Consider the following 24,455-nt stretch of genomic DNA (forward strand, 5'->3'; position numbering starts at 1 on the left):
GGCAGGGATCTGGAGGACGACGTGGCGGGTGCTGCACCGGTGATGAGACTGCGCCGACCGCGGTGGAAGGATCCTCGACTGATCGTGGGCATCGTGCTCGTCGTGGCGAGCGTCCTGATGGGGGCGCTCCTGGTCTCGCGCCTGGCTGAGACCACGTCGGTCCTGGTGGCGCGCTCGCCGATCGTCCCCGGCGACGTGATCGGCCCGGACAATCTCGCAACGGTCGAGATGCGGCTGGGGGAGCAGGACGGCCTCTATGTCGGGAGCGTCGACGCGATCCCGTCAGGAGCCGTTGCCACTCGAACCGTCCAGGCGGGGGAGCTGATCCCGCTCTCGGCCGTCGGTCAGTCCGGTGATGTCCCCTTGCGGCCGATCGTGATTCCCGTGGACGCGACCGTCGCCGAATCCGTGGCTCCCGGTGCGACGGTCGAGCTCTGGCACACCAGCCCGAAGGCGGACGACGGCACCAGCGCGGATGCCGAGCTGCTGGTGTCCGCGGGCATCGTCCGGAACATCGACGAAGGCAGCTCGTTGGGAATGCGCTCGATGGCTGTCGAGGTGCTGGTCCCCCAGGGGGACCTGCCTGCGGTGCTGAAGGTCCTCTCCCGTGATGAGCGCCTGGACGTGATCGGTGTGCCCGGAGCGCACGGGGTCGCCCCGTGATCGATGTCGTCCTGTGCGCCTCCGGGAGCGACGAGGTGCGCATCGTCCATGATCTGGCGCAGGAGAAGAGCCGTGCGGCCCGAGTGGTGCGTCGATGCGCGGATCTTGCCGAGACGATGGCGGTGGTGGCCGCTGGGATCGGGGACGTCGTCCTGATCGATGTCTCGGTCCGTGGTCTGGGGCGAGATTCTCTGGCGACGCTGATGCGTGGGGCGGCCGTGGTGGGGCTGCGCTCCGAGGAAGCCCCGGAGCAGACGTCCCTGGGTCTGCGTCACCTGCTCCCGTCGTCCGCGCCGATCGGCGAGATCATCGCGATGCTCGATGCTGCGGCCGCGCCCCAGGGGCGCGAGGAGACCTGGGTGCAGGAGCCCGTGATCGACGAGGCGGAGGAAGCAGGCCGTCTCGTCGTCATCTGGGGGCCAGGAGGAGCACCCGGGCGTTCGACCATCGCGGTGAATCTTGCGGCCGAGGCCGCGCTCGCCGGAGAGCAGACAGTCCTCGTGGACGCCGATACCTATGGTCCTGCGCAGAGCCAGATGCTCGGGGTGCTGGATGAGACCCCCGGGCTGGTGGCCGCCTGTCGGGCGCATGACCGGGACACGCTCGATGCAGAATCGCTCGAGGCCCTCCTCCCGAGTGCTCAGCCACGGCTTCGGCTGCTCAGCGGGATCGGCGTCCCCGCCCGCTGGTCAGAGGTGCGACGCACCTCGATGGATGGCCTCTGGCAGGCCCTGGCGCGTCGTGGCGACCTCGTCATCGCCGATGTCGGACCGGTGCTGGAGGAGGACGAGGAGCTCAGCTACGACACCGCGGCTCCGCAGCGCAATGCCGCCACGATCAGCGCTCTCGAGAGCGCCGACGCCGTGATCGCTGTGGTCGCCGCCGATCCGGTCAGCATCACCCGCCTCCTGCGGGACCACTCCCGGCTCGACGAGCTCGGTGTCGAGGAGCTCCATGTGATCGTCAACAGGGTCGGGTCGCCCATCCCCGGGGATCGGGTGCGGGAACTGATCACCTCCCGGATGAAGGTGGCCTCGGTGCACCTGCTGCCGGATGACCCCATCGCCTGTCGGACCGCGGCATGGGACGGCGCTCTGCTCTCGGAGTCCGCGTCCCGCTCCGCCCTGCGCAAGGCTCTGCGCGACATTGCCGCCTCCGACGTGGTCCTCGGAGCGAGGGAGACCGTCCCGGACGCAGCGGACGTCGCCTCCGGTTCCTGAGGACGCCGAGGTGGGACGGGTGCCGAAGTGAGAAGATGGTGGCCATGAGGATCTACCTGCCAATGAGCGCCGAGGACCGGACCATCCTGGAGAACTCCCCTTCAGGCCTCGAGCTGCACGCGGGGCGAGCAGCCTGGGGCGTCACCGGGCCCGCGAGCGCGGACAACCCGGATCACGACGACGAGGATCTCGAGTACGAAGCCATGCAGGACGCCATGCACGTCGCCCTGCTCTCCGCCGATGCGACGTCTCGAGCTCTCGTGATCGCCGTCGATGTCCCTGAGGGGTCGGTGGGCGCTGCTGAGGAGAGAGGAGGTGCATTCGGTGTCGAGCTGCGCGAGACGGCGCGGGCGCGTATCGCCAGCTTCCATGTGAGCGAGCTCGATGCCGCTGCCGCACAGCAGGATGACACCGATCCTGCCCTGCTCTGGTTCGACGCCTCCGAGGTCACCGACGCGTTCGCATATCTCGACGGCGCCGCCGAGAGCGAGCCGACCCCGCCGGCCACGTCGGCCTGAGACCGGGAGAGAGCGCTCTGCGACGATCCGGCGCACGCGGCCCGCACGCGGCCCCAAACGTAGGTCGGAAACGGGCTGAGCGCGGCGCCCGACAGAAGGCGTGCCCGGATCAGCCCTCGGCGCGATCCTTGTACGTCGTCGCGGACTTCTCCTCGGCGCGCAGCACCTTGGAGACATAGGGGAGAGCCGCCTTCTCGAGCTTGGAGCCGAGCAGCGGGATCTTGGCCACGAGATCGCCGTCGATATCTACGCGGCTGGTCAGCTGCCCGGTCGGAGCGAGTCGCAGCGAAGCCTTCATCCCTGCAGGGGTGCCGACCACCTCGAGCTTCATGGTGCCCGTGCGGCTGCCGTCGGGCTCCGGCGCGGACCAGGACTGCTCCTCACGGATCGTCACCGAGGACCCGACGAACGGACGCACGATGTCCGGAACTCTGTCCGTCGGCATCTCGAGCTCGGTGCGCACCGAGAAGGCCCCGGCGGGGTCACCCTCGACCGAGGCGACGGCGCTCTTCGCTCCGAGCGTCTCCTGACGGATCGCGGTGTACTCCTCGTCGGCGTACATCGTCGCAGCAGTGCGCGCGGACAGCGGCAGGTTCAACGTCTCGCGAAGCTTCATTCCTCGTCCTCCCCGGGGGATCGGTCCATCCCAGCCTATGTCAGGAGCGCCGGTGGGCACGACGTGCCCGTCCTCCGTTCTGACCATTATCCTGATCCCATGCCGAGCCTGTCCAAGTTCCTCTCCGACAACCGTGGACTCTCCGAGAAGGAGGCCGACTGGTTGCAGCATCTCGTCGGGGACTGGAACCTGGTCTCCGATCTGCTCCGCTCCGACCTCGTGCTCTGGATCCAGGGCGAGGAGGGGGCCCACGCCGTGGCCCATTGCCGGCCTGCGACCGGATCGACCGTGTACTACGAGGACCCCGTGGGAATCGTGCTCACGGACGCGGAGGGCTCCTCGATCCCCTCCCTCCTCGCCGGTGCCGAGCCCACCCGGGAGCCCGAGCCCATCGAACGCGAAGGCCGTGAGGCCACCGGCCTGCTGGTGCCGGTCCGCAAGGAGGGGCGGACGCTGGCGGTCCTCGCTGCGGAGAGCCCGATCAGCGATGGGTCCCGCTCGGCGAACGAGGTGCACCAGCATGAGCTCGGCCGCCGCCTGCTGCGGATGCTCGAATCCGGGGCGTTCCCCATCGAGGGGGCCCCGATCCCGCCCCGACGAGGTGCGCCGCGCGTCGGCGACGGCGTCGTGCAGCTGGACGCCAACGGCGTGGTCCGCTGGGCGTCTCCCAATGCGCTCTCCGCCTTCCACCGTTTCGGCATCGACGGCGCGATGGAGGGGATCACCCTTGCCGAGCTGTCCACGGACGTGCTGCAGTCCAGATCACCGGTGGACGAGTCGCTGCCGCTGGTGCTGATGGGGCGCGCCGCCTGGCGTTCGGACATGCAGGCTCGAGGAGGGACGCTGTCGCTGCGCGCCGTCCCTCTCACCGAGCGCGGTCAGCGCACCGGCGCCGTGATCCTCGTGCGCGACGTGACGGAGCTGCGCCGTCGTGAACGGGAGCTGATCACCAAGGACGCGACCATCCGCGAGGTCCATCATCGGGTGAAGAACAACCTGCAGACGGTCGCCGCCCTGCTGCGCATGCAGTCCCGTCGGATGAAGTCCGACGAGGCGCGCGAGGCGCTCAGCGAAGCGATGCGCCGGGTCTCGACCATCGCCCTGGTGCACGAGTCCCTGCTGCAGGGATCGGAGGAGGCGGTCCACTTCGACGAGGTGATCGACCGCTGCCTGCGGCTCGCCGTCGATGCCGCCAGTGCCACGGTGCACAGGGCGGGAGCTCCCCGACTCACGGAGACCCAGGTAGAGGTACACACCGAGAAGATCGGACGGGTCGGGTCGATCCGTGCGGAGGAGGCGACGCCGTTGGCCCTGGTGGTCACGGAGCTGGCCACGAATGCCGTCGAGCACGGTCTCTCGGAGACCGGCGGAACGCTCACGGTGCGCAGTGAGCGCGTGGGGTCCCATCTCGTGATCAACATCGAGGACGACGGTGATGGGATGGGATCGGCCAAGCCCACGGGGCTCGGCACGAACATCGCGATCACCCTCGTGCAGGGTCAGCTGGGTGGGACGTTGACCTGGCAGGACCGCCCGGGGGGAGGGACGTGCGCAGTCGTCGACGTGTACCTGGACCCGCTCAGCCTCTGAACGGGCCCGCCACGGAGAGGGCCCTCGTCGGGGCTCCCACCGGAATGTCCTGCGGCGCCGGGACCGGTGAGGCCGCGCCGCAGGACGAAGTAGTCAGCTCGCGCGGCGGGCGCGGGCGTTACGGCGCTTGAGGGAGCGGCGCTCGTCCTCGGACAGGCCTCCCCAGACGCCGGAGTCCTGACCGGACTCGAGAGCGAACTTCAGACAGGCGGTCATGACGTCGCACCGCTGGCAGACCGCCTTCGCCTCCTGGATCTGGGTGATCGCCGGGCCGGTGTTCCCAATCGGGAAGAACAGCTCGGGGTCATGGTTGAGGCACTCGGCACGGTGGCGCCAGTCCATCGTCACTCTCTCTTTCCAGAACGCCACGCCTCACCCCTCGGGGCGCGACGCGGCGAGGGTCGCTCCGGGTGGGGCGTTCTCGGGTCTCCGGCTCTGGGATGCGGCTCCGTGTGCGGCAGTTGCTGCTGCGGAGCGCGGCGTCGTGGACGAGCCGACTTCCATTCTCTGGGGCGGTCGCGGACTCGACAAGGGCTTGCGTCCCCGACCTGGGTGGCACTTCCCACACGGGTGAGCGGGAGCGTGATGCCCCGCACTCAGGCGTTGCGAAAGCGCTCGTGGAGTGCTTCGGGTGTGCGTCGCGCGTGCCTCGAGGCCCGGTTCCGAGGGCCAGCCCGGATACAGTTCGTCCATGCCCATCGATTCCCAGACCCCTGGATCCGACGCGTCCCGACGCGTCGATGAGCGTCCGGCCGACGCCGACGATCCCAGCCCGCGCACCCGGCCGACGGTCGCCGCGCTGCTCGGCGTCGAAGCCCTCATGCTGGCTGCTGCTGCCACCTACTGCTTCCTGATCGTCCCGGCAGGGGAGATCCCCACCAAGCTTCTGACCGGCTTGGGCATCTTCCTGCTCGTCTTCGCTCTGGGAGCTGCCCTGGCGGCGCGGTCGATCCTGGTGAAGGGCCGTTTCGGTCTGGGATACGGGATCACGTGGCAGCTGTTCCAGGCGCTCGTGGGTGTGAACATGCTGCGCGGGTCGCTGTACTGGCAGGGCGGGCTCGCGCTCGTCCTCGCCCTCGTCCTGTTCCTGCTCCTCCTGCGCCTGGTGCGCTCCACGCCGCTGCCCGAGAGCGTGCGCCGGAGCTGATCGTCTCGAGCGTGCCGCGGTCGCGACGACGCGGCGGCCTCCTACCAGGCAGAAGGCCCTGCTCCGGATCTCTCCGGGACAGGGCCTTCTGTCTGCGCACTGCGGGTCTGATCCGCTCTGAGGGCTCCGGTGTCCCGGGCGCAGTTCCCGCTGTGCGGGACGGAGGGTCAGCTCGTCATTCGTTCGCCGCCAGCGCCGCGGCCGGAGCCGTCCGGGCTGCGGTGCGTCCCGGCAGCACGGAGGCCACCCCTCCCGCGAGAACGGCCAGCAGCAGCACCAGACCCACCTGCATCCACGGGATCGTGATCGAGACCGGGTAGGTCGAGCCCAGCAGCGCCTCGATGCCGAGCACCCCGTAGGCGCTGCCGAGGACGATGCCGAGCACCGCTCCGACCAGCGCGAGCAGCATGCCCTCCCAGCCGAGCATCGCCCGCATCTGACCGCGGGTGGTGCCCAGCGCCCGCAGGAGGGCGTTCTCCCCGGTGCGTTCGATGACGCCGAGGCTCAGCGTGTTGGCGACGCCCACCAGGGCGACCAGCACCGCGACGGCGAGCAGGCCGATGGTGATGCCGAGCAGGATCGTGAGGATCTGCGCGTAGGCCTCCCGCTCCGTCCCGCCGAAGTCCGCGGACGCCTCCGAATAGCCCTGGCTGCTGATCTGCTCGTTCACGGCGTCGATGAGGTCCAGCGACGCCACGCCCTCGCGGGCCGGCGTGCCCGGGTCCGCGAAGTCGGCGAGCACCACCGGAGAGGTCTTGTCCCCGCGCAGCTGCTCGAGGGTCGCGGGCGACACGAGGGACATCTGCAGGTTCGCGTCGATCTGCACCCTCAGCTCGTGCGGGGAACCGTCGGCGCCGTCGACGGACAGCATCTGGCCGTCGGTGACGCCGAAGCGCTCGGCTCGATCCTGGCCCAGGAGCACCACACCGTCGACGAGCTCGTCGGCCATCTCCGGTCGGTGAGAGACCTCGCGCACGGACTCGGGGGTGGCGCTGTAGAGGGTCATCGGCTCCGTGGCCCCGACCTCGATGTCGCCGCGAGCGGAGGCGACGGCGGTGTCCATGCCCCGGATCGCCTGGATCTGCTCGGCGGCGTCCTCCGGCATCTCCGCCGCGGAGACCACCACGTCGATCGGGCGGCGGGAATCCAGCTCCGAGGTGAGCGTCTCCTCGGCAGTCCGCGCTCCGACGGCCATCATGGTCATCAAGGTGGTGCCGATCAGCAGGGCCGCGATCGTGGCGGCGCTGCGTCGCGGGCTGCGGGCCACGTTCGCGCTCGCGATCCTCGCCGGGAGGCCGCCGATCCGGCCGATGATCCGGCCGACGAGAGCCGACAGCGGGCGGGTGACGATGACCAGCGTGGCCAGGACGCCCGTGAAGCTGATGACGCCCCCGGCCAGTGCGAGGAGGATGCCGAGCGAGGCGATCTGGTTCACGGCGAGGACGGTGCCCGCCGCCATGATGACGATGCCGGCCGCCACCGCGACGAGGCCCAGCACGCCCTGGACTCCCAGCCCACGACGCTGCGCGGGCGGAGCCGGGCGCAGCGCCTGCAACGGTGCCACACGGGTGGCGGAGCGCATCGGTGCGAGGCTCGCCGCGACCGTGATCACCACTCCGGCGAGCACCGGGAGCGCGACGGACCAGACGCTGAGCGGGACCAGCATGACGCCGTCCAACCAGCCGAGCCCTGCGGCGGCGGCGAGCGCGACCTGCGTCAGGACGTGCCCGCCGAGCATGCCGAGGAGCGCACCGATCACCCCGACGGTCAGGGACTCGCGCAGCACCACGCCGCGCACCTGTGATCGGGTCGCCCCGAGGGTGCGCAGCAGCGCAAGGCTGCGGGTGCGCTGGGCGACGGTCACGGCGAAGGTGTTCGCGATGACGACGGCGCTGGTGAACAGGGCGATCACCACGAACACGGCGAGCATCATCGCGAGGGCCCCGAAGCCCCGCATGAGCTCCCCGGCAGCCTCGTCCTCGGCCTCGCCGACAGTCTGGACCGTGAGGTCGTCAGTGGCGGCGTCCGCGGCGACGGCGGCGGGGTCGGCACCCTCGGGGACGCTGGCGAGCCAACGGTCCGTGAGGGTCCCGGCCGTCAGCCCGAGCAGCGCCTCGGCGTTCGCCTCGGAGACCAGGACCCGGGGCGTGCTCCCGAAGACGGCACCCTCGGGGGCCGGGGCGATGCCGACGACCGTGAAGGTGAGTTCATCGCCGCTGGCCGAATGATCGGCGGGCAGCACGACGGTGTCGCCGAGCGAGACCTCGAGCTCGTCGGCGGCGGTGGCATCGAGCACCACCTCGGAGGCGGACGTGGGAACCGTCCCCTCGGAGAGACCGTCCTGTCCCGAAGAACCCGGCGGAAGCATGGATGCTGAGAGGAAGACGCTGGATCCGGTGGCGGAGTCGAGCTGGACGTAGTCCATCAGCTGGGGCCACACGGCTTCGGCGCCGTCGATCGTGGGCGGGTCGAGCGGGGCCTGCGAGGACCACTGTTCGTCGGCCAGGGGACTCTCGATCGCGAGATCGGCTCCCTCGTACTGCTGGGAGGCCTGGGATCGCAGGGACGCCTGCATGAGGTTCCCGGCCAGCACCATGACGGCGACGAAGGCGCAGGACAGGGCGATGGTGACGACGGCGGCGAGGTGCCGCCGCAGCGGGGTGAGCTTCACGGGGGAGCGGCGGGCCATCAGCGCTGCCCCCGCAGGTCCTCGTCGCTGGCGATGCGACCGTCGGCGAGCGTGATGATCCTGTCAGCACGCTCCGCGGCCTCCCTCTCATGGGTGACCATGACGACCGTCTGGCCGAACTCGTCCACCGACAGACGCAGGAAGTTCAGGACCTCCTCGGTGGTGCGCGAGTCGAGGTTCCCGGTCGGCTCGTCGGCGAAGACCACGGCCGGGGAGGTGACCAGTGCGCGGGCGATTGCGACGCGCTGCACCTGCCCGCCGGAGAGCTGCGAGGGGAGATGGGAGAGACGGTCGCCGATCCCGAACGCCGAGGTGATGGTGTCCAGCCAGGCACGGTCCACCCGTGCTCCGGCGAGCTCGAGCGGCAGCAGGATGTTCTGCTCGGCGCTGAGCATCGGCAGCAGGTTGAAGGACTGGAACACGAAGCCGATCCGTTCGCGTCGGAGCTTCGTGAGGGCGTCGTCGCCCAGTGTGGTGATCTCGGTCCCGTCGATGCTGATGGATCCGCCATCGACGACATCGAGCCCTGCCAGCGTGTGCAGGAGCGTCGACTTGCCCGAGCCGGAGGGGCCCATGATCGCGGTGAACGCGCCCCGGGCGACATCGAGGTCGACCGTGTCCAGCGCGGTGACGATGCCGGCGCCGGTGCCGTAGGTGCGGGTGACCCCGCGGGCGATGATGGCCGGTGCGGCGGTGGACGCGCCGGTGGGGTCACCGGGGGAGGGCTGAGAGGCGAGGGACTGGGCAGTCATCGGGATCCTTCACGACGGGGTAGGCGGTCATCGACCATGCTCGTGCACCGATCTGCACCGCGTCGTCAGTCCGTGGTCCCGTGCAGGGGGACGATGTCCGACCTCAGGACGCCGTCGTGTCATACCCGGGCATGACGCGCGGGGGCAGATCCCGATGCTGCCTTGCGGCTGGCGGGGTGGGACTCCCCGGAGCGCGTGGCCGGCCCGGCCCTCTGCTCGGCCCGAGGCGCTCAGCACGTTCCGTTCGGCTCGTCCCCGTCCGCAGGTCGGCGCCTGTCCGTGGTCTCAGTCGGCGCCGGGGCTGACCAGACCGGTCTCGAAGGAGACGATCACGGCCTGCACGCGGTCCCGGGCGCCGAGCTTCGAGAGGACGCGGCCCACATGCGTCTTGACGGTCGCCTCGGCCACGAACAGCTCGGCGCCGATCTCCTGGTTGGAGTAGCCACGACCCATGAGCGCGAGGACCTCGCGCTCGCGCTCGGTGAGCACGTCGAGCACCGACGTGTCCTTCTCCTGGGGCTCAGGAGCGGCGATCACCCGGGCGAGCAGACGGCGGGTGGCCGACGGGGCGATCACCGCGTCGCCGCTGTGCACCGTGCGGATCGCGCCGAGCAGGTCCTCGGGCTGCGCATCCTTGAGCAGGAAGCCGCTGGCACCGGCGCGGATGGCGGAGACCACGTACTCGTCGAGGTCGAACGTGGTCAGCACGATGATCTTCGGGGCGCGACCCTCGGGGGACTGGGCCAGGATCCGTGAGGTGGCCTCGATGCCGTCCATCCGAGGCATGCGGACGTCCATCAGCACCACGTCGACGGTGCGGGCGCGCAGCTCCTCGACGGCCGCCGCACCGTCGGAGGCCTGGGCCACGACCTCCAGGTCGTCCTGGGAGTCGATCACCATCGCGAAGCCGGCCCGCACGAGAGGCTGATCGTCGACGAGGGCGATGCGCAGCGGGCGGTCCAGTGGTGTGGTCATCGGGGAGCTCCTCCGGGGTGGTGGGATGGTTCGGTGTGCTGTGGTGCGGTGCGCCCGGCCGTGTGTGTGACTGTATGTGTCGGGGTGGCCGCCGGCCGGATGGGGTCGACGGACGGTTCGGGCCGGGAGAGCTGGTGTCGGGGTCGGTCCGCGGTCCGCGGCGCCGTGAGAACGCTTCCGTCCAGCGGGATGGTCGCCTGCACCCGGTAGCCGCGTTCCTGGAGGGGCCCGGCCCGGAGGACCCCGCCGAACACGGCCATCCTCTCGCGCATCCCGGTGATCCCATGGCCCTCGCCGTCGGACTCCGGGTCGGTGCCCTGTCCGTCGTCGAAGACATCGATCTCCAGCCTCTGCGGTGTGCGGTGGATCCGGACCCTCGCGGAGGCTCCGCGCCCGGCGTGCTTAAGCACATTGGTCAGGGACTCCTGGATGAGCCGGAACACGGACATCCCGAGGGCTTGAGGGAGGTCCTCGATCCGGCCCTCGATGTCGAGGGACACGTCGAGGCCCGTGGCCCGGACCCGCGCGATCAGGTCCTCGAGCATCTCCGGTCCGGGCTGCGGGCCGAAGCTGGTCTCGTCCTCCTGGCGCAGAACTCCCAGCAGGGAGCGCATGTCGGCGAGCGCCGCCCGCCCGGTCTCCCCGATGGTGGAGAGGACCTCGGCGGCCTTCTCCGGCTTCTGGGCGGCGACGAAGCGGCCGCCGTCCGCCTGCGCGATGATCACGGACAGCGAGTGGGCGACCACATCGTGCATCTCGCGGGCGATGCGCGCACGCTCGTCGGCGACGGCCAGCGCGGTGCGCTGCTCCCTCTCCCGGATGGCCTGCTCCGCCCGGTCACGGGTGAGCGCGAGCTGCCGCACCCGGGCGCGCTGGAGGCTCGCCAGGGCCCAGACCGCGACGATGGTGATGCTGCCGACGAGGATCAAGGTGCTGAACATGATCGCCGCCTCGAGCGGACCGCCGTACTCGTCGCGCACGGCGCCCACGGCCCACGAGGTCGCCTGGACCAGGACGCCGAGGAATCCGGCGCCGACGCCGAGACCGTGCACGAGGCGCGAGCCGTAGGCGACCGCGCAGAACATCGCGTAGAACGTGAGAGCATCGCCCATCACGACCGGGATGCCGACGAGGACATGGAGCAGCGCCAGGCCGCCGATGACCAGGACCCCGAGGGCAGGACGTGTCCGGCACACGGCGCCGGTCAGGATCATCGGTACGGAGAAGACCGTCCACCAGCCGAACGATCCTGTCCAGAAGCCCGAGACGAGAATCAGGAAGGCGGCGGCGCCGAAGGCGATCAGGTCGACGGTGCCGGGGTTCTCGATGATCCAGCGGAAGGGGTCGGAGCGGCGGACGCGCCCGTCCGGCACGTCGGTCCGCGCATCGGGTCCGTTCGTCATGGGTTCGAGCGTACGGGGACGAGCATGCGTCGCGCGTCAGACCGCAGTCGGACAGTCCGTCGTGGGACGGATCGGGTCAGAGCAGGGTCTGCGGCGGCTCGAGCAGCTCCGGGCCGTCGTTGCCCACCCTGCCGACAGCCGGATCCACCTCGCGCACCTCGAGCGTCGAGTCGTCGAGCAGATGCGCGTCGTCCAGGATCCATTCCTGCGCCGCGTGGCGATCGTCCATGGCGGTGTCCAGCCAGGCATCGATCTCACCGCGGCGCAGCATCACCGGGGTGCGGTCGTGGAGCTCGGCGAGATCACCGGTGGCTTCCCGGGTGATGATCGTGGCGCTGAGCAGGTAGGTGCCGTCCTCCGTGGCGGCGGGCCCTTCGTGCTGCCCGGGACCCTTCCACCAGGAGACCAGGGCCGCCATGTACTGCGGGGTCCCGTCGGCCGGGGCGATGAAGTACGGCTGCTTGCGTGTGCCCTTGGCGTCCCGCACCCACTCGTAGTACCCGTCCATCGGGACGATCGCCCGATACCGCCCGAGGCTCCCGCGGAAGCTCGGCTTCTCCCCGAGGGTCTCCCGTCGGGCGTTGAAGGTGCGTGAGGAGAACGAGGCCTCCTTCGCGAACGGTGGCAGCAGGCCCCACCGGGCGACCCGGAGGGCTCGGACCACCTCGCCGGTCTCCGTGTCCACCGATTCGGTGACCACGTGGATCGGCGCCGTGGGCGGGATGTTCCAGCGGCTGCGCAGATGCGGATCGGTGAGGTCGACAGCGCCCAGGTCGTCGACCAGCGGGTCGATCTCCTGGAAGAAGGCGAAGCGGCCGCACATGTCAGGAGTCCTTGGGCGAGGAGCCGCCGTCGGAGAGTCCGGATGTGGCGGTGCCTGCTGCATCGGAGCCGTCGGCTGCGCCGGATGACACCGCCGGCACGCCGTGGCGAGGAGTGAGGCGGGCGTCCTCACCGGTGTAGGCCTCGGAGTCGCGGTGCAGGTTCTTCAGGCGGATGTCGCGACCTTCGTCGATGATGTCCTCCCGCTTCGACTCCGCCTTCTCCGCGGCCTTGGAGTCCCGCATCGGGAGGTCGAGGGTGTCCTCGGCCGGCTTGCCGGACTCGAGCTCGCGGGCCCTCTCGAACTCGGCGTCGACCTCCGCGCCGAGGATGATCACGATGTTGATGATCCACAGCGCGAACAGCACGGCCATGATGCCGCCGATGGCTCCGTAGCTCGAGTAGCCGGCGACGGTGCCCATGTAGATCGACAGGGCGACCGCGGCGACGGCGATGCCGACGATCGCGAACACTCCGCCGGGGGAGATGAGACGGAACGGCTTGGCGATGTTCGGGGCGCCCCAGTAGAGCAGCGAGATCAGGGCGAAGGCGAGCACCAGGATCACGGGCCACTTCACCCAGGTCCAGATCGGCAGGAACGATCCGGTCAGGAAGCTCAGCGCGCCCTCGGCTCCGATCGAGGACGCGATCGGCCCCAGGATCCCGTCCACGAGCGACTGGTTCAGGAGGATCGAGACCATGATCAGGAGGATGCCGAGGATCATCGCGATCGTCAGGCCGAGCATCGAGAGGGTCAGGCGGATCGGCCCGCGGCCCTCGGGGATCTCGTAGACCTGGTTCGCGACCCGGCCGAACGCCTTGATGTAGCCCGAGGCGGACCAGAGGGCGGTGGCGATACCGATGATCAGCGCGATGGTGCCACCGGTCGCCGAACCCATGAGTGACGTGATGGTCGAGCTGACGGCCTCGCTCGCGCCGAGCTCGGATCCGCTCGCCGCCGAGGAGATGGCCTGGGTGATGAGGTCGGCGATCTGATCCTTGATGGGGGCCAGCAGCAGGGTGGCCAGGGAGAACAGCGCCAGCAGCGTCGGTGCTATCGAGAGCACCATGAAGTAGGTGAGCTTCGCGGCCTGGTCGGTGCCGCCGTCGCGCGTGAACTCGGACAGCACGCGCTTGGCCATGTACTTCAAGGTCGGCCGGCTGAGGCGGGGGGACGACGGATCGGGGGAGTCGGCCATGAGGTGGGCTCCTGGGGTGTGGAGGATCTCGAGGACAGGTGCTGTCATCCTGCCACGAGGCGGGGCTGGGAGAGTTATCCACAATTCCTGACAAGTGCCAGCAAAAGGGCTCCGGTTCGATCTACAGTGACCGACGTGCGTGTGAAGCGTATTCCACGATCGGAAAGGACCGGTCGGTCAGGCCGGGAGGGGACTGGATGGACACCGCCGCCGTCATCGAGGCCGAATCACGGGAGCTGATCCGGCGCCGAGGCCTCGACGCACAGGCGGACCAGCTCGAGCCGCTGATCAGGGAAGTCGTCGCCGACTACGACCGGCGCTCCTCCTCCGGCGAAGTGCCGGTCCTGCACGACGACGATTCGACCGTGGCCGAGGTCGCCGCCCGCATCGGCGGCTTCGGCCCGCTCCAGGAGATGCTGGATGATCCGTCGGTCGAGGAGATCTGGCTGAACTCCCCGAGCCAGGTCTTCTGCGCTCGCAACGGTCGCAGCGAGCTGACCACGATCATCCTGTCGGACACCGAGGTGCGCGGGATCGTCGAACGGATGCTGGTGAGCTCCGGGCGTCGGCTGGACATGAGCACGCCATTCGTGGATTCCCTCCTACCTGACGGCTCGCGCCTGCACGTGGTGATCCCCAGCGTCACCCGGGCCCATTGGGCGATCAACATCCGCAAGTTCGTCGCGAAGGCGTACGACCTCAGAGGGCTCGTCGCCCTCGGGTCGCTCACGATCCAGGCGGCGGACTTCCTCGATGCGGCGATCGACTCGGGGCTCAATGTCGTGGTGAGCGGAGCCACCGGTGCCGGGAAGACCACCTTCCTGCGCTGCCTCGCCCAGTCCATCGGCGCACGAGAACGTGTCGTCACGATCGAGGAGGTCTTCGAGCTGGACCTGGGACTGCGGGATGTGGTGGCCATGCAGACCCGGCAGGCGAATCTCGAGGGAACCGGCGAGATCTCCATGCGTCGTCTGGTGAAAGAAGCTCTGCGGATGAGGCCCAGCCGCGTCATCGTCGGGGAGGTCCGGGAGGCGGAGTCGCTGGACATGCTGATCGCCCTGAACAGCGGGTTGCCCGGCATGGCCTCGATCCATGCGAACTCCGCACGCGACGCGATCACCAAGCTCTGCACCTTGCCGCTGCTCGCCGGGGAGAACATCTCCAGCCGATTCGTCGTCCCCACCGTCGCCAGCTCCATCGACCTCGTCGTGCACCTCGACATGCTGGCCGACGGTCGACGGCGGGTGCGGGAGATCGTCGGGCTCGGTGGACGCGTGGAGGACGAGGTCATCGAGATCTCGGAGCTGTTCGTTCTGCGCGGGGAGCGTCTCGTGCGTGGGGACGGGCACCCGCCGCATGCGGAGCGGTTCGCCCGTGCGGGGCATGACCTGAGTGCGCTGCTGGGCCGAGCGGACGCGGCATGAGCGACGGGGCGTTCCTGGGGCTGATCGCCGGACTCGGTCTCCTGTCCATCTGGTGGTCGTCGTGGGAGCAGGAGGGCGAGATCCCTCGGCGCGGGAAGATCGCTCGGGTCATGGATCGTCTGAGGGACGACCTGGTCACCGTCGGCCTGACATCTGTCCCTCCCGCTGCCGTTCCCGCGCTGAGCGCGGGCCTCGGCCTCGTGGTCTCCGCCGCCCTCTGGGCAGTCTCGAGCGCAGTCGTCCCCTCCCTGGCCATCGGCGTCGCGTCGATGATCCTTCCGGTCGTATTCCTGCGCTCAGCGGCCCGGCGACGCGCGACCGCGATGCGCGAGGTCTGGCCGGAAGCCGTCGATCACATCAATTCAGCGATCCGCGCCGGGCTCTCGCTTCCCGAAGCGCTGGTGCAGCTCAGCAGGAAAGGTCCTGAGGACCTTCGCCCCGCCTTCCACGAGTTCTCGCTCGACTATCAGGCCAGCGGTGACTTCGCCGTCAGCCTCGACCGGCTCAAGGTGCGGCTCGCCGATCCTGTCGGGGATCGGATCGTCGAGGCGCTGCGGATCACCCGGGACGTGGGAGGGACCGATCTGGGAGGTCTCCTGCGCACGCTTGCTGCCTTTCTCCGCGAGGACGCACGAACCCGAGCGGAGCTCGAGGCGCGACAGTCCTGGACGGTCAATGCGGCACGACTGGCCCTTGTCGCACCCTGGCTGGTGCTGGCCCTGATGTCGACCCGCCCCCAGGCCGCGCAGGCCTACGACTCGCCGATGGGGATGGCGATGATCCTGATCGGGGCCGTGGTGTCGCTGATCGCATACCGGGTCATGCTGCAGATCGCGCGTCTGCCCCAGGACGAGCGGGTCCTGCGATGACCGCCTCCGGCACCACCTTGACCGGTGCCCTCCTGGGCCTCGTGCTCGGACTCGGTCTCGCCCTGATCGCCGGTCATCTGCCCTGGCTCCGATCGCGTGACCTCGATGCCCGGATCGATCCGTACCTGCGGCGCTCGCGGGCCTCATCGCTGTTCAGCCCTTCTGCGGCCACGAGCCGAGCCCGGGTGGTCGCGGAGAACCTGCTGGGCCCTGTTGCGCATCGCGTCCTGGGAGTCCTCGAACGGCTCACCGGCGGAGCGGACCAGCTCGAGCGCCGACTCCGGCTGGCGGGGCGGCGCTCCTCCACGGACTCCTTCCGAATCGAGCAGGTCGTCTTCGCGGTCTTCGGCCTGGTCCTCGGCGTCGTCGTCGCCCTCCTCGCGATGAGCACCCGCGGGGCGAGCCCCGTGCTCGGCCTGCTCATCGTGGCTCTGGGCGTGGTCCTGGGCGTGCTGCTCAGGGACTATCTGCTCGGCGTCGAGATCACACGTCGCGCCGCGAGGATGGCCCGGGAATTCCCGACGGTCGCCGATCTGCTCGCCCTCGCCGTCGCAGCCGGGGAGAGCCCGATCGCGGCCATGGAGCGCGTCGCCCGGACCTCCACCGGCGCCCTGCCTGACGAGTTCGCGGCGACCGTCGCGGACATCCGTTCCGGAACCAGCGTCGCTCAGGCGCTGGCTTCCTTGGGCATGCGTACTCCGCTGCAGTCCCTGAGCCGTTTCGGGGAGGGGGTCTCCGTCGCGATCGAACGCGGAACGCCTCTCGCGGACGTGCTCCGTGCGCAGGCGCAGGACGCTCGAGAGGCATCCACGCGCGACCTGATGGAAATCGCAGGCCGACGCGAGATCTACATGCTCATGCCGGTCGTCTTCTTCGTCATGCCGCTCGTGATCGTCTTCGCCATCTTCCCCGGGCTCGCCGTCCTCCAGATCTCCGTCTGACCCTCCGTCCTGACGTTCCGCACGATCCGCCGACCGCACGATCCGCCCGACCGCCCGACCGCCCGACCGCCCGCTCACCAGATCCGACACGACCCGATGAATCCACCGCACCACCGACAAGGAGCACGACATGACCGTTCACCGCACTCGACTCCACCGCTCATCCCGCCGCGTGCGGCCCACCACCCGGGTCGCCGAGCACGCCGGAACCCCTGAACCGAGTCCTCTGGCGCGCCTCCTGGCACGCCTCGGCTCGGACCGCGGCGATGTTCCCGGGTGGGTGCTCATCACATTGATGACTGCCGGGATCGTCGTCGCGCTCTGGGCCGTCGCCTCCGACCAGATCGTCCAGATCTTCGAGAACGCCATGGCGCCGTTCCTCGGCGGAAGCCTCTGAGTGCGAGAGCTCCGAGAACCCCTCCGTGATCAGCACCTCGCCCTCGCAGCCCCCCGCCCGCACTTGTCATGGCAGCCGTCGAGGCCGGGCACACGGCGCACGGTGCCTCACCGGAGCACTGCGTCGCGACGACGGTTCCGCCGTGGCGGAGTTCCCGATGATCGCGGTCCTGATCATCGTGATCGCGCTCGCCGTGGTGCAGGCGGCCCTGATCCTCCATACCCGCAACACACTGATCGACGCGGCGGTGCAGGGCGCCCATCATGCATCCCTGGTCGGGGCGACGCCTCAGGACGGAGCCTCCCGCGCCGAGCAGCTGATCGAGAGCCGGTTCGGAGACGCCTTCGAGGCCGAGGCCACTGCGACGCAGGGGGCGGACGGCACCATCGAGGTCGAGGTGAGCGCGACACTCCCGCTGGTGGGCCTCTTCGGACCCGCCGGAGGCATCACCGTCGAGGGTCGCGCACTGGATGAGGAGTCCTGGTGACCGGGGTGACCGGGGTGACCGGGGTGGCCCGGGCGCGCCGTGCGGTGCACACGATGACCGGCCGCCGGCGAGCACGACTTCGGTCCCGGCCACCGGTCTCGCCGCGCCACTGCCGCTGGGCGACGCGCAGGACGGGGCGGCTGGGTCGGGATGACGGGAACGCGCTCGTGGAATTCGTGGTGCTCTCCGCAGCGCTGCTGATCCCCTCCCTCTACCTGGTGCTCACCCTGGGGTCCGTGCAGGCCGCAGTGTTCGCTGCGGACACGATCGCCCGGGACGCAGCCCGGATCCATGCCGTCGCCCCGGACCAGGCCGATGCGGTGCAGCGGACGCAGCAGCACACGTCCATGATCCTCGAGGACTTCCATCTCGCCGGAACCGACGTCGTCCAGATCAGCTGCAGCGAGACGCCCTGCTCGACCCCGGGAGGAATGGTCACCGCTGAAGTGCGCATCCTCGTTCCGGTTCCGGGACTGGGCCCGATCCTCGGCGAGAACGGACCGGTCACCGTGGGAGCGGCGCACGCCGTCCAGGTCGATCAGTATCGAGTGGCCGGCTGATGCGCCTCCTTGCTCGGCTTCGGGATCCGCGTGGATCCATGACCGTCCTGACCACCGGTGTCCTCGTCGTGATCCTCATGGTGATCGGCGTGGGCACCGCGATCACGGGCGTCCACCTGGAGCGCACGGAGCTGCAGCACGCCGCAGACAGTGCCGCTCTGGCCGCGTCGCAGGCCATGGACCCTGCTCGTCTCTACGACTCCGCCGGGGGAGACGCCCTGCACGAGGGATCCGCCCGCCGCGCGGCCGAGGACCACCTGCGCAGATACCCGCTCGACACGACCCGCACCGAGAACCTCCACGTCGAGTCCGTCGAGGTCGATGGGGACCGCACCGTGCGCGTGGTCCTCTCTGCGCGCACCCACCCACCCCTGGCAGGGTGGTTCACGCGGGGGACCGGGCTGTCGGTCCCCCTGACCGTCTACGGAGAGGCCCGAGCCCGATGACCCCGACCGTCCCACCTGCTCCGAGAGCGCCCACGACACCGAGGACCCCGCTGGCCACCGTCCTGCTCGCTCCGGACAAGTTCAAGGGGACGCTCAGCGCAGCCGAGGTGATCGACGCCCTCGCCCGCGGCATCAGGGAGAGCGCACCCCAGGTCGAGCTGCTGTCCTGCCCCATCGCCGACGGCGGCGACGGCACGGTCGACGCCGCGCTCGCCGCGGGCGCCGAGCTGCGCTCGAGCATGGTCACCGGCCCGACGGGAGAGCCACGTACCGCACGCTGGGCCCTCTCCGGCCGGACTGCGATCCTCGAGCTCGCGGAGGTCGTCGGCCTGCGGGCACTGCCTGACGGGACCCTGGCCCCGGGAGCCGCTTCCACCCGGGGACTCGGCGAGCTGATACTGGCCGCCGTCGAGACTGGCGCGATCACCGTCGTGGTGGGACTCGGCGGCAGCTCCTCCACCGATGCCGGAGCCGGACTCCTGCAGGGGCTCGGAGCCCGCCTGCGCGCCGCGGACGGCGCAGATATCGCGCCCGGCCTGGACGGTCTCACCGCCCTCGTCTCCGCCGACCTCTCGCCCGCACTGGCCGCGCTCGAGGGCGTCTCCCTCGTCGCGGCCAGCGATGTCACCAACCCCCTGGTGGGCAGGGACGGCGCCGCTGCGGTGTACGGACCGCAGAAGGGCATCACCCCGACAGAGATCGACCAGGCGAACGGCGTGCTCGCGGCCGCCGCAGAGATCCTGGATCCCGACGTCACCGTCCGCGACGCCCCGGGAGCAGGGGCAGCCGGAGGTACCGGCTTCGCCCTCTTCCTTCTCGGCGCCGAGCAGCGATCCGGCGCCGACGTCGTCTTCGAGCTGGCCGACGTCGACGCCCTCCTGGACCGCGCGGACGTGGTCATCACCGGGGAGGGGAAGCTCGACGAACAGACCCTGCACGGCAAGGGCCCCGCCGAGATCGCCCGTCGGGCCCGGGAACGAGGTCTCCCGGTCGCAGCGGTGGCCGGTGCCATCACCCTCGGCGGTGACGAGCTGCACGCGGCGGGCATCGTCCGTGCCTGGGATCTCACCTCGCGGGCAGGCAGCGTGCAGGACGCCATGGAGAACACCGTGCCCTGGTTGATCGAGGTGGGGCGCGACCTCGGGGTCTGGCTCGTGAACGAGCCGGACGCCCCGGAGCCGTCGGCCCGTCCAGAGGACCTGCCGTAGACTCTGGCCTTGTGTCTTCCACCGACTTCTCCGTAGAGATCCCCCAGTTGCGCTCCACCCTGTCGTCCATCGAGCAGGTGACTGACATCGAGGCGCTTGACGCCAAGATCGTCGACCTCGAGGCGCAGGCGTCGGCCCAGGACCTCTGGGACGACGTCGAGAACGCGCAGAAGGTCTCCTCCTCCCTGTCGCATGCGCAGTCCGAGCGTCGGCGGATCAGCGAGCTCTCCTCTCGCATCGAGGACCTCGAGGTGATGGTCGAGCTCGCCGCCGAGGAGAACGACGCGGACACGCTCGCCGAGGCCGAGCGCGAGCTCATCTCCATCCACAGGACCCTCGACGAGCTCGAGGTGCGCACGCTGCTCGCCGGCGAGTACGACGAGCGCGACGCCGTGGTGACGATCCGCGCCGGAGCAGGCGGCGTCGACGCCGCGGACTTCTCCGAGATGCTCCTGCGCATGTACCTGCGCTGGGCCGAGCGTCACGGCTACGCCACCAAGGTCATGGACACCTCCTATGCGGAGGAGGCCGGGCTGAAGTCCGTCACCTTCGAGGTCTCCGCCCCGTACGCCTACGGCACCCTCTCGGTGGAGGGCGGCACCCATCGCCTGGTGCGCATCAGCCCCTTCGACAACCAGGGCCGTCGCCAGACCTCCTTCGCCGCGGTCGAGGTGATCCCGCTGATCGAGTCCACCGATGCGATCGAGATCCCCGAGAACGACCTCAAGGTCGACGTGTTCCGTTCCTCGGGCCCCGGTGGCCAGTCCGTGAACACCACGGACTCCGCCGTGCGCATGACGCACCTCCCCACCGGCACCGTCGTCTCGATGCAGGACGAGAAGTCGCAGATCCAGAACCGTGCCGCGGCGCTGCGCGTCATGCAGTCCCGTCTGCTGCTGCTGAAGAAGGCTGAGGAGGCCGCCGAGCGCAAGGAGCTCGCCGGTGACGTCAAGGCCAGCTGGGGCGACCAGATGCGCTCGTACGTGCTGAACCCGTACCAGATGGTCAAGGACCTGCGCACCGAGTACCAGGAGGGCAACCCCTCCTCCGTGTTCGACGGCGAGATCGACGAGTTCATCGACGCCGGGATCCGGTGGCGCGCGGAGGAGAGCAAGCAGCAGGACTGAGCTGGGCGCGAGGACCCGAGGACAGCAGGGCCCGGGCGAGCAGGGCCTGGACGGCGCGGTCGACGTGAGCATCGGCACCCGGCCTTGACCAGGTTTTGACCAGGTCGGGGAGTGCTCCTCCAGGGAATCGTGCGGCGTCGCCCCTACGCTGGGAGCGCACGACTTCCCCGATGTGAACAGGCAACCGTGATCCGTTTCGACAACGTCACCAAGACGTACATGCGCGGCCAGCACCCCGCCGTGGAGAATCTCGACATCGAGTTCTCCCGCGGGGAGTTCGTGTTCCTCGTCGGGGCCTCCGGTTCCGGTAAGTCCACCATGATGCGCATGGTGCTCAAGGAGACCGCCCCCACCCGCGGCACCGTGTACGTCGCCGGCCGCGACCTCTCCCGCATCCCGTCCTGGCGGGTCCCCGCACTGCGCCGCGACATCGGCATGGTCTTCCAGGACTTCCGTCTGCTGCCGTCCAAGACGGCCTACCAGAACATCGAGTTCGCCCTGGCGGTGATCGGCACCCCCCGCAAGGTGGTGCGCCGCCTGGTGCCCGAGATGCTCGAGATGGTCGGTCTCGAGGACAAGGGCAAGCGACTCCCTCATGAGCTCTCCGGCGGTGAGCAGCAGCGTGTGGCCATCGCTCGCGCCTACGTCAACCGGCCCACGATCCTGCTGGCGGACGAGCCGACGGGAAACCTCGACCCGTCCACTGCCGAAGGGATCCTCGAGCTGCTCTCCGAGATCAACGAACGTGGGACGACCGTGGTCATGGCCACCCACGATCAGTCGGCGGTGGACAGGATGCGTCGCCGCGTCGTCGAGATGGTCGGCGGCAAGGTGGTCCGGGATGAACAGGACGGCCGCTACGAGACGGAGGACGCGCTCAGCGTCATCTCCGGGAACCTGCCCGATGATTCGGCCCACCGCGAGGAGCATCCGCTGGACGATGTCGAGGGCCCAGGCGGCGCCGCGTCCGGACAGGGCTCGTCCGCCCGGGACGACGAGCCCGCATCGGATGTCCTCGAGGAGGAGCTGATCGACGAGCGGGATGCGCGTCTCGCCCAGGAGGAGGACGCCTTCACGGAGGACGAGGACGAGGAGGACCTGCGATGAGAGCGCGGTACATCCTCGGAGAGATCCTCACCGGACTGTGGCGGAACGTCGCGATGGTCATCTCGGTCGTCATCGTCACCGCGGTGTCCCTCACGTTCGTGGGGACCGGTCTGCTGATGCAGAAGCAGATCATGGACATGAAGGACACCCTGGTCGAGCAGTCACAGGTGACGATCTTCCTGTGCTCCCCGCACTCGACGGCGGCCTCGTGCGCAGGAGGAGCCGCGACCGACGCCCAGATCGACTCGGTGCAGCAGGCGCTCGAGGGCGACGTGCTCTCCCCGTACATCGCCTCGTACGACGAGCGCACCCAGGACGAGGCGCTCGCGATCTACCAGGAGCAGTTCGCCGGCGAGGGGTTCGTCTCGAACTTCACCGCGCAGGACATGCCTGTCTCCTTCCACATCACGCTCAAGAACGCCGATGAATCCGCCGCGGTGGTCGAGTTCTTCCAAGGTCGCGAAGGGGTCGACGAGGTCTCCGACCTGCTCAGCACCTTCGCCCCGTTCATCGACGTGCTCAATCAGTCCACGCTGTTCGCCCTCGGCCTCGCCGCGCTGATGCTCATCGCCGCCCTGCTCCTGGTGGCGACCACCATCCGGATGTCCGTGGCGGGCCGTCGTCGCGAGATCGCGATCATGCGACTGGTCGGTGCCTCGAACCTCTTCATCCGCCTGCCGTTCCTGCTCGAGGGGGCGGTCGCCGCGATCATCGGCGGCGTGATCGCCTCGGGGATGCTCTGGATGGGGTTGCACTACATTGTGCAGGGATGGCTCGCCCCCACCCTCGGCGGCCAGCTGATCACCGTCGGAGTCGCCGATCTCCTCTGGGCGGCGCCCGTGCTGATCCTCCTGGGTGCCTTCCTCTCGATCGCCTCCTCGGTGGTCTCCCTGAACCGTTATCTGAAGGTGTGACCATGTCTCTGAGGTCTCCGAGCGTCCTGCGCCGGCCGCTGGCCGTCGCCGCCACGGCGATGTTGGTGCTGACCACGATGGTGGCCGGGCCCCTGTCGCCGGCGACGGCCGACGGGGACAAGGATCAGAAGGTCTCCGAGCGGGCCGACATCGATCAGCAGCTCGAGGATCTCCGGATCGACCTCGGCGGGGTCAACGATGATCTCGCGGACACGTACATGGCGCTGGCAGAGACCGAGCTCCTCATCCCGCAGGCCCAGCAGGACCTCGAGGATGCCCAGGCCGAGCTCGAGGCCGCGCAGGAGAACAACCGGCAGATCGGTGAGCGCCTCACCGCTGCGCAGGACGAGGAGAAGCAGCTCTCCGGCCAGGTCGAGAGCGGCCAGGACGAGGTGGACAGCAGCGACGAAGAGCTGTCGCAGATCGCGCTGGATGCCTATAAGGGCGGCGGGATGCCCAGCCCGTCGAGCGTCTACATCGGTGGCGGATCCCCGCAGGACACCGTGGACCGGTCCATGAACTATCAGCTCACGCTCGAGTCCCAGGGCAGCAGGCTGGATACCCTGCGCTCCGATCAGGCCGTCACCGAGAACTCCGCGGACAGGCTCACCGCAGTCCGGGAGGAGATCGACGCCCTCAAGTCCGATGCCGAGGACGCCGTGGACCGCACTGTGGCGGCGGAGGATGCCGCGGCGACCGCGAAGCAGGATCTCGACGATCTCTATGCCACCCAGAAGACTCAGCGGGATGACCTCGAATCCAAGAAGGCCACCTACGAGGAGGACGAGGAGGACCTCGAGTCCCGCGGCTCGACCCTCGACGAGGAGATCCAGGAGCTCGCCCAGCAGGAGCGTGAGCGCGAGGAGGCGGAGCAGGCCAAGAAGGAGAAGCCGGCGCCGGCGCCCGCGCCCAACGGCGGCGGGGGCGGGTCCTCGAGCTCGAACGGGGGATGGGTCTACCCGGTCAATGCCCGCTTGAACTCCAACTTCGGCTGGCGGTACCACCCGATCTACCACACCCGCAAGCTGCATGCCGGGGTGGACTTCCCGGTGGCCTGCGGAGTCCCGGTGGGCGCCGCGCACTCCGGTCGCGTCCTCGCGCACACCTACAACAGCGGCGCCGGCAACAAGCTGATCCTCAGCCACGGCATCCAGAACGGGAAGCTCATCACCAGCTCCTACCATCACCTCCAGGGCTACGCGGCCCCGGTGGGCGCTGAGGTCTCCGCCGGCGACCCTGTCGGCTACGTGGGGACCACGGGCTCCTCGACCGGCTGCCATCTGCACTTCGAGATCCAGGAGGACGGCAACTCCGTCAATCCGGCCAACTACCTCTGATCCCCGCCGCCTGATCTCCACGCGCCGATCCAGGGTTCGTCGAG

Annotated in this window: 25 protein-coding genes; 17 read left to right on the forward strand and 8 right to left on the reverse strand. The window is 69.6% G+C overall.

What is annotated here, in order from left to right; translation table 11 throughout:
• Positions 1 to 42: 42 nt before the first annotated feature.
• The 3 genes from ACT3UL_RS08980 to ACT3UL_RS08990 are packed head-to-tail and all read left to right on the forward strand — an operon-like array spanning position 43 to position 2,401.
• Positions 43 to 663, forward strand: a complete 621-nt coding sequence (locus ACT3UL_RS08980; RefSeq protein ID WP_444577909.1) for an SAF domain-containing protein — start codon at positions 43 to 45, stop codon at positions 661 to 663.
• A complete protein-coding gene (locus ACT3UL_RS08985) occupies positions 660 to 1,883 on the forward strand; it encodes an AAA family ATPase (protein WP_444577910.1) in 1,224 nt (407 codons plus the stop codon). The genes ACT3UL_RS08980 and ACT3UL_RS08985 overlap by 4 nt, the downstream gene beginning before the upstream one ends.
• 44 nt (positions 1,884 to 1,927) lie before the next feature.
• A complete protein-coding gene (locus ACT3UL_RS08990; RefSeq protein WP_444577911.1) occupies positions 1,928 to 2,401 on the forward strand; it encodes a DUF6912 family protein in 474 nt (157 codons plus the stop codon).
• A 109-nt stretch (positions 2,402 to 2,510) separates the two neighbouring features.
• Here ACT3UL_RS08990 and ACT3UL_RS08995 read toward each other — a convergent pair whose 3' ends face one another.
• Positions 2,511 to 3,017 (reverse strand): DUF2505 domain-containing protein, encoded by a 507-nt coding sequence (locus ACT3UL_RS08995; RefSeq protein ID WP_444577912.1) that lies wholly within the window; start codon positions 3,015 to 3,017, stop codon positions 2,511 to 2,513.
• A 99-nt stretch (positions 3,018 to 3,116) separates the two neighbouring features.
• Here ACT3UL_RS08995 and ACT3UL_RS09000 point away from each other — a divergent pair, with 99 nt between their 5' ends.
• Positions 3,117 to 4,607 carry a sensor histidine kinase gene (locus ACT3UL_RS09000; RefSeq protein WP_444577913.1) on the forward strand — a complete coding sequence of 497 codons (1,491 nt, stop codon included), beginning with the start codon at positions 3,117 to 3,119 and terminating at the stop codon, positions 4,605 to 4,607.
• 93 nt (positions 4,608 to 4,700) lie between these two features.
• Here the strand turns inward: ACT3UL_RS09000 and ACT3UL_RS09005 are convergent, their stop codons facing one another.
• On the reverse strand, positions 4,701 to 4,949 hold the full coding sequence (locus ACT3UL_RS09005) for a WhiB family transcriptional regulator (RefSeq protein WP_193117473.1): 249 nt from the start codon (positions 4,947 to 4,949) through the stop codon (positions 4,701 to 4,703).
• Between the two features lie 349 nt (positions 4,950 to 5,298).
• Here ACT3UL_RS09005 and ACT3UL_RS09010 point away from each other — a divergent pair, with 349 nt between their 5' ends.
• A complete protein-coding gene (locus ACT3UL_RS09010) occupies positions 5,299 to 5,754 on the forward strand; it encodes a hypothetical protein (protein ID WP_444577914.1) in 456 nt (151 codons plus the stop codon).
• 175 nt (positions 5,755 to 5,929) lie between these two features.
• Here the strand turns inward: ACT3UL_RS09010 and ACT3UL_RS09015 are convergent, their stop codons facing one another.
• The 6 genes from ACT3UL_RS09015 to ACT3UL_RS09040 form a co-directional block, all read right to left on the reverse strand.
• Complete coding sequence (locus tag ACT3UL_RS09015; RefSeq protein WP_444577915.1) at positions 5,930 to 8,443, reverse strand: ABC transporter permease; 2,514 nt, start codon at positions 8,441 to 8,443, stop codon at positions 5,930 to 5,932.
• Entirely contained in the window at positions 8,443 to 9,195 is a 753-nt protein-coding gene (locus tag ACT3UL_RS09020) for an ABC transporter ATP-binding protein (RefSeq protein ID WP_444577916.1), read from the reverse strand. Before ACT3UL_RS09020 ends, ACT3UL_RS09015 begins: the two co-directional genes overlap by 1 nt.
• Positions 9,196 to 9,480: 285 nt before the next feature.
• Positions 9,481 to 10,170 carry a response regulator gene (locus ACT3UL_RS09025; protein WP_443426289.1) on the reverse strand — a complete coding sequence of 230 codons (690 nt, stop codon included), beginning with the start codon at positions 10,168 to 10,170 and terminating at the stop codon, positions 9,481 to 9,483.
• Complete coding sequence (locus ACT3UL_RS09030) at positions 10,167 to 11,573, reverse strand: histidine kinase (protein ID WP_444577917.1); 1,407 nt, start codon at positions 11,571 to 11,573, stop codon at positions 10,167 to 10,169. The genes ACT3UL_RS09025 and ACT3UL_RS09030 overlap by 4 nt, the downstream gene beginning before the upstream one ends.
• Before the next feature lie 76 nt (positions 11,574 to 11,649).
• Complete coding sequence (locus ACT3UL_RS09035) at positions 11,650 to 12,396, reverse strand: SOS response-associated peptidase (RefSeq protein WP_444577918.1); 747 nt, start codon at positions 12,394 to 12,396, stop codon at positions 11,650 to 11,652.
• Between the two features lies 1 nt (position 12,397).
• A complete protein-coding gene (locus ACT3UL_RS09040; protein ID WP_444577919.1) occupies positions 12,398 to 13,594 on the reverse strand; it encodes a YihY/virulence factor BrkB family protein in 1,197 nt (398 codons plus the stop codon).
• 197 nt (positions 13,595 to 13,791) lie between these two features.
• Between ACT3UL_RS09040 and ACT3UL_RS09045 the strand changes: the two genes are divergently transcribed.
• The 12 genes from ACT3UL_RS09045 (at position 13,792) to ACT3UL_RS09100 (ending at position 24,411) form a co-directional block, all read left to right on the forward strand.
• On the forward strand, positions 13,792 to 15,018 hold the full coding sequence (locus ACT3UL_RS09045) for a CpaF family protein (RefSeq protein ID WP_444577920.1): 1,227 nt from the start codon (positions 13,792 to 13,794) through the stop codon (positions 15,016 to 15,018).
• Positions 15,015 to 15,887 (forward strand): type II secretion system F family protein, encoded by an 873-nt coding sequence (locus ACT3UL_RS09050; protein ID WP_444577921.1) that lies wholly within the window; start codon positions 15,015 to 15,017, stop codon positions 15,885 to 15,887. The genes ACT3UL_RS09045 and ACT3UL_RS09050 overlap by 4 nt, the downstream gene beginning before the upstream one ends.
• Positions 15,884 to 16,828: a type II secretion system F family protein gene (locus ACT3UL_RS09055; RefSeq protein ID WP_444577922.1), complete on the forward strand. Its 945-nt coding sequence runs from the start codon at positions 15,884 to 15,886 to the stop codon at positions 16,826 to 16,828. The genes ACT3UL_RS09050 and ACT3UL_RS09055 overlap by 4 nt, the downstream gene beginning before the upstream one ends.
• 130 nt (positions 16,829 to 16,958) lie before the next feature.
• The gene (locus ACT3UL_RS09060; RefSeq protein WP_444577923.1) at positions 16,959 to 17,225 is read left to right on the forward strand and encodes a hypothetical protein; all 267 of its coding nucleotides are present in this window, start codon (positions 16,959 to 16,961) and stop codon (positions 17,223 to 17,225) included.
• A 142-nt stretch (positions 17,226 to 17,367) separates the two neighbouring features.
• Complete coding sequence (locus ACT3UL_RS09065; protein WP_444577924.1) at positions 17,368 to 17,712, forward strand: TadE family protein; 345 nt, start codon at positions 17,368 to 17,370, stop codon at positions 17,710 to 17,712.
• Positions 17,709 to 18,272, forward strand: a complete 564-nt coding sequence (locus tag ACT3UL_RS09070; protein ID WP_444577925.1) for a hypothetical protein — start codon at positions 17,709 to 17,711, stop codon at positions 18,270 to 18,272. Before ACT3UL_RS09065 ends, ACT3UL_RS09070 begins: the two co-directional genes overlap by 4 nt.
• 38 nt (positions 18,273 to 18,310) lie before the next feature.
• On the forward strand, positions 18,311 to 18,718 hold the full coding sequence (locus ACT3UL_RS09075) for a pilus assembly protein TadG-related protein (RefSeq protein ID WP_444577926.1): 408 nt from the start codon (positions 18,311 to 18,313) through the stop codon (positions 18,716 to 18,718).
• Positions 18,715 to 19,926, forward strand: a complete 1,212-nt coding sequence (locus ACT3UL_RS09080; protein ID WP_444577927.1) for a glycerate kinase — start codon at positions 18,715 to 18,717, stop codon at positions 19,924 to 19,926. Before ACT3UL_RS09075 ends, ACT3UL_RS09080 begins: the two co-directional genes overlap by 4 nt.
• A gap of 11 nt (positions 19,927 to 19,937) precedes the next feature.
• The gene (prfB, locus tag ACT3UL_RS09085) at positions 19,938 to 21,053 is read left to right on the forward strand and encodes a peptide chain release factor 2 (RefSeq protein ID WP_444577928.1); all 1,116 of its coding nucleotides are present in this window, start codon (positions 19,938 to 19,940) and stop codon (positions 21,051 to 21,053) included.
• Positions 21,054 to 21,239: 186 nt separating this feature from the next.
• Complete coding sequence (gene ftsE, locus ACT3UL_RS09090) at positions 21,240 to 22,160, forward strand: cell division ATP-binding protein FtsE (RefSeq protein WP_444577929.1); 921 nt, start codon at positions 21,240 to 21,242, stop codon at positions 22,158 to 22,160.
• Positions 22,157 to 23,074: a permease-like cell division protein FtsX gene (gene ftsX / locus ACT3UL_RS09095; RefSeq protein ID WP_444577930.1), complete on the forward strand. Its 918-nt coding sequence runs from the start codon at positions 22,157 to 22,159 to the stop codon at positions 23,072 to 23,074. Before ftsE ends, ftsX begins: the two co-directional genes overlap by 4 nt.
• Positions 23,075 to 23,076: 2 nt before the next feature.
• Positions 23,077 to 24,411 (forward strand): peptidoglycan DD-metalloendopeptidase family protein, encoded by a 1,335-nt coding sequence (locus tag ACT3UL_RS09100; RefSeq protein WP_444577931.1) that lies wholly within the window; start codon positions 23,077 to 23,079, stop codon positions 24,409 to 24,411.
• The last annotated feature ends 44 nt before the right edge of the window (positions 24,412 to 24,455 follow it).

Source organism: Brachybacterium sp. 107 (assembly GCF_052379725.1).
In the GTDB taxonomy this organism is placed as follows: Bacteria; Actinomycetota; Actinomycetes; order Actinomycetales; family Dermabacteraceae; genus Brachybacterium.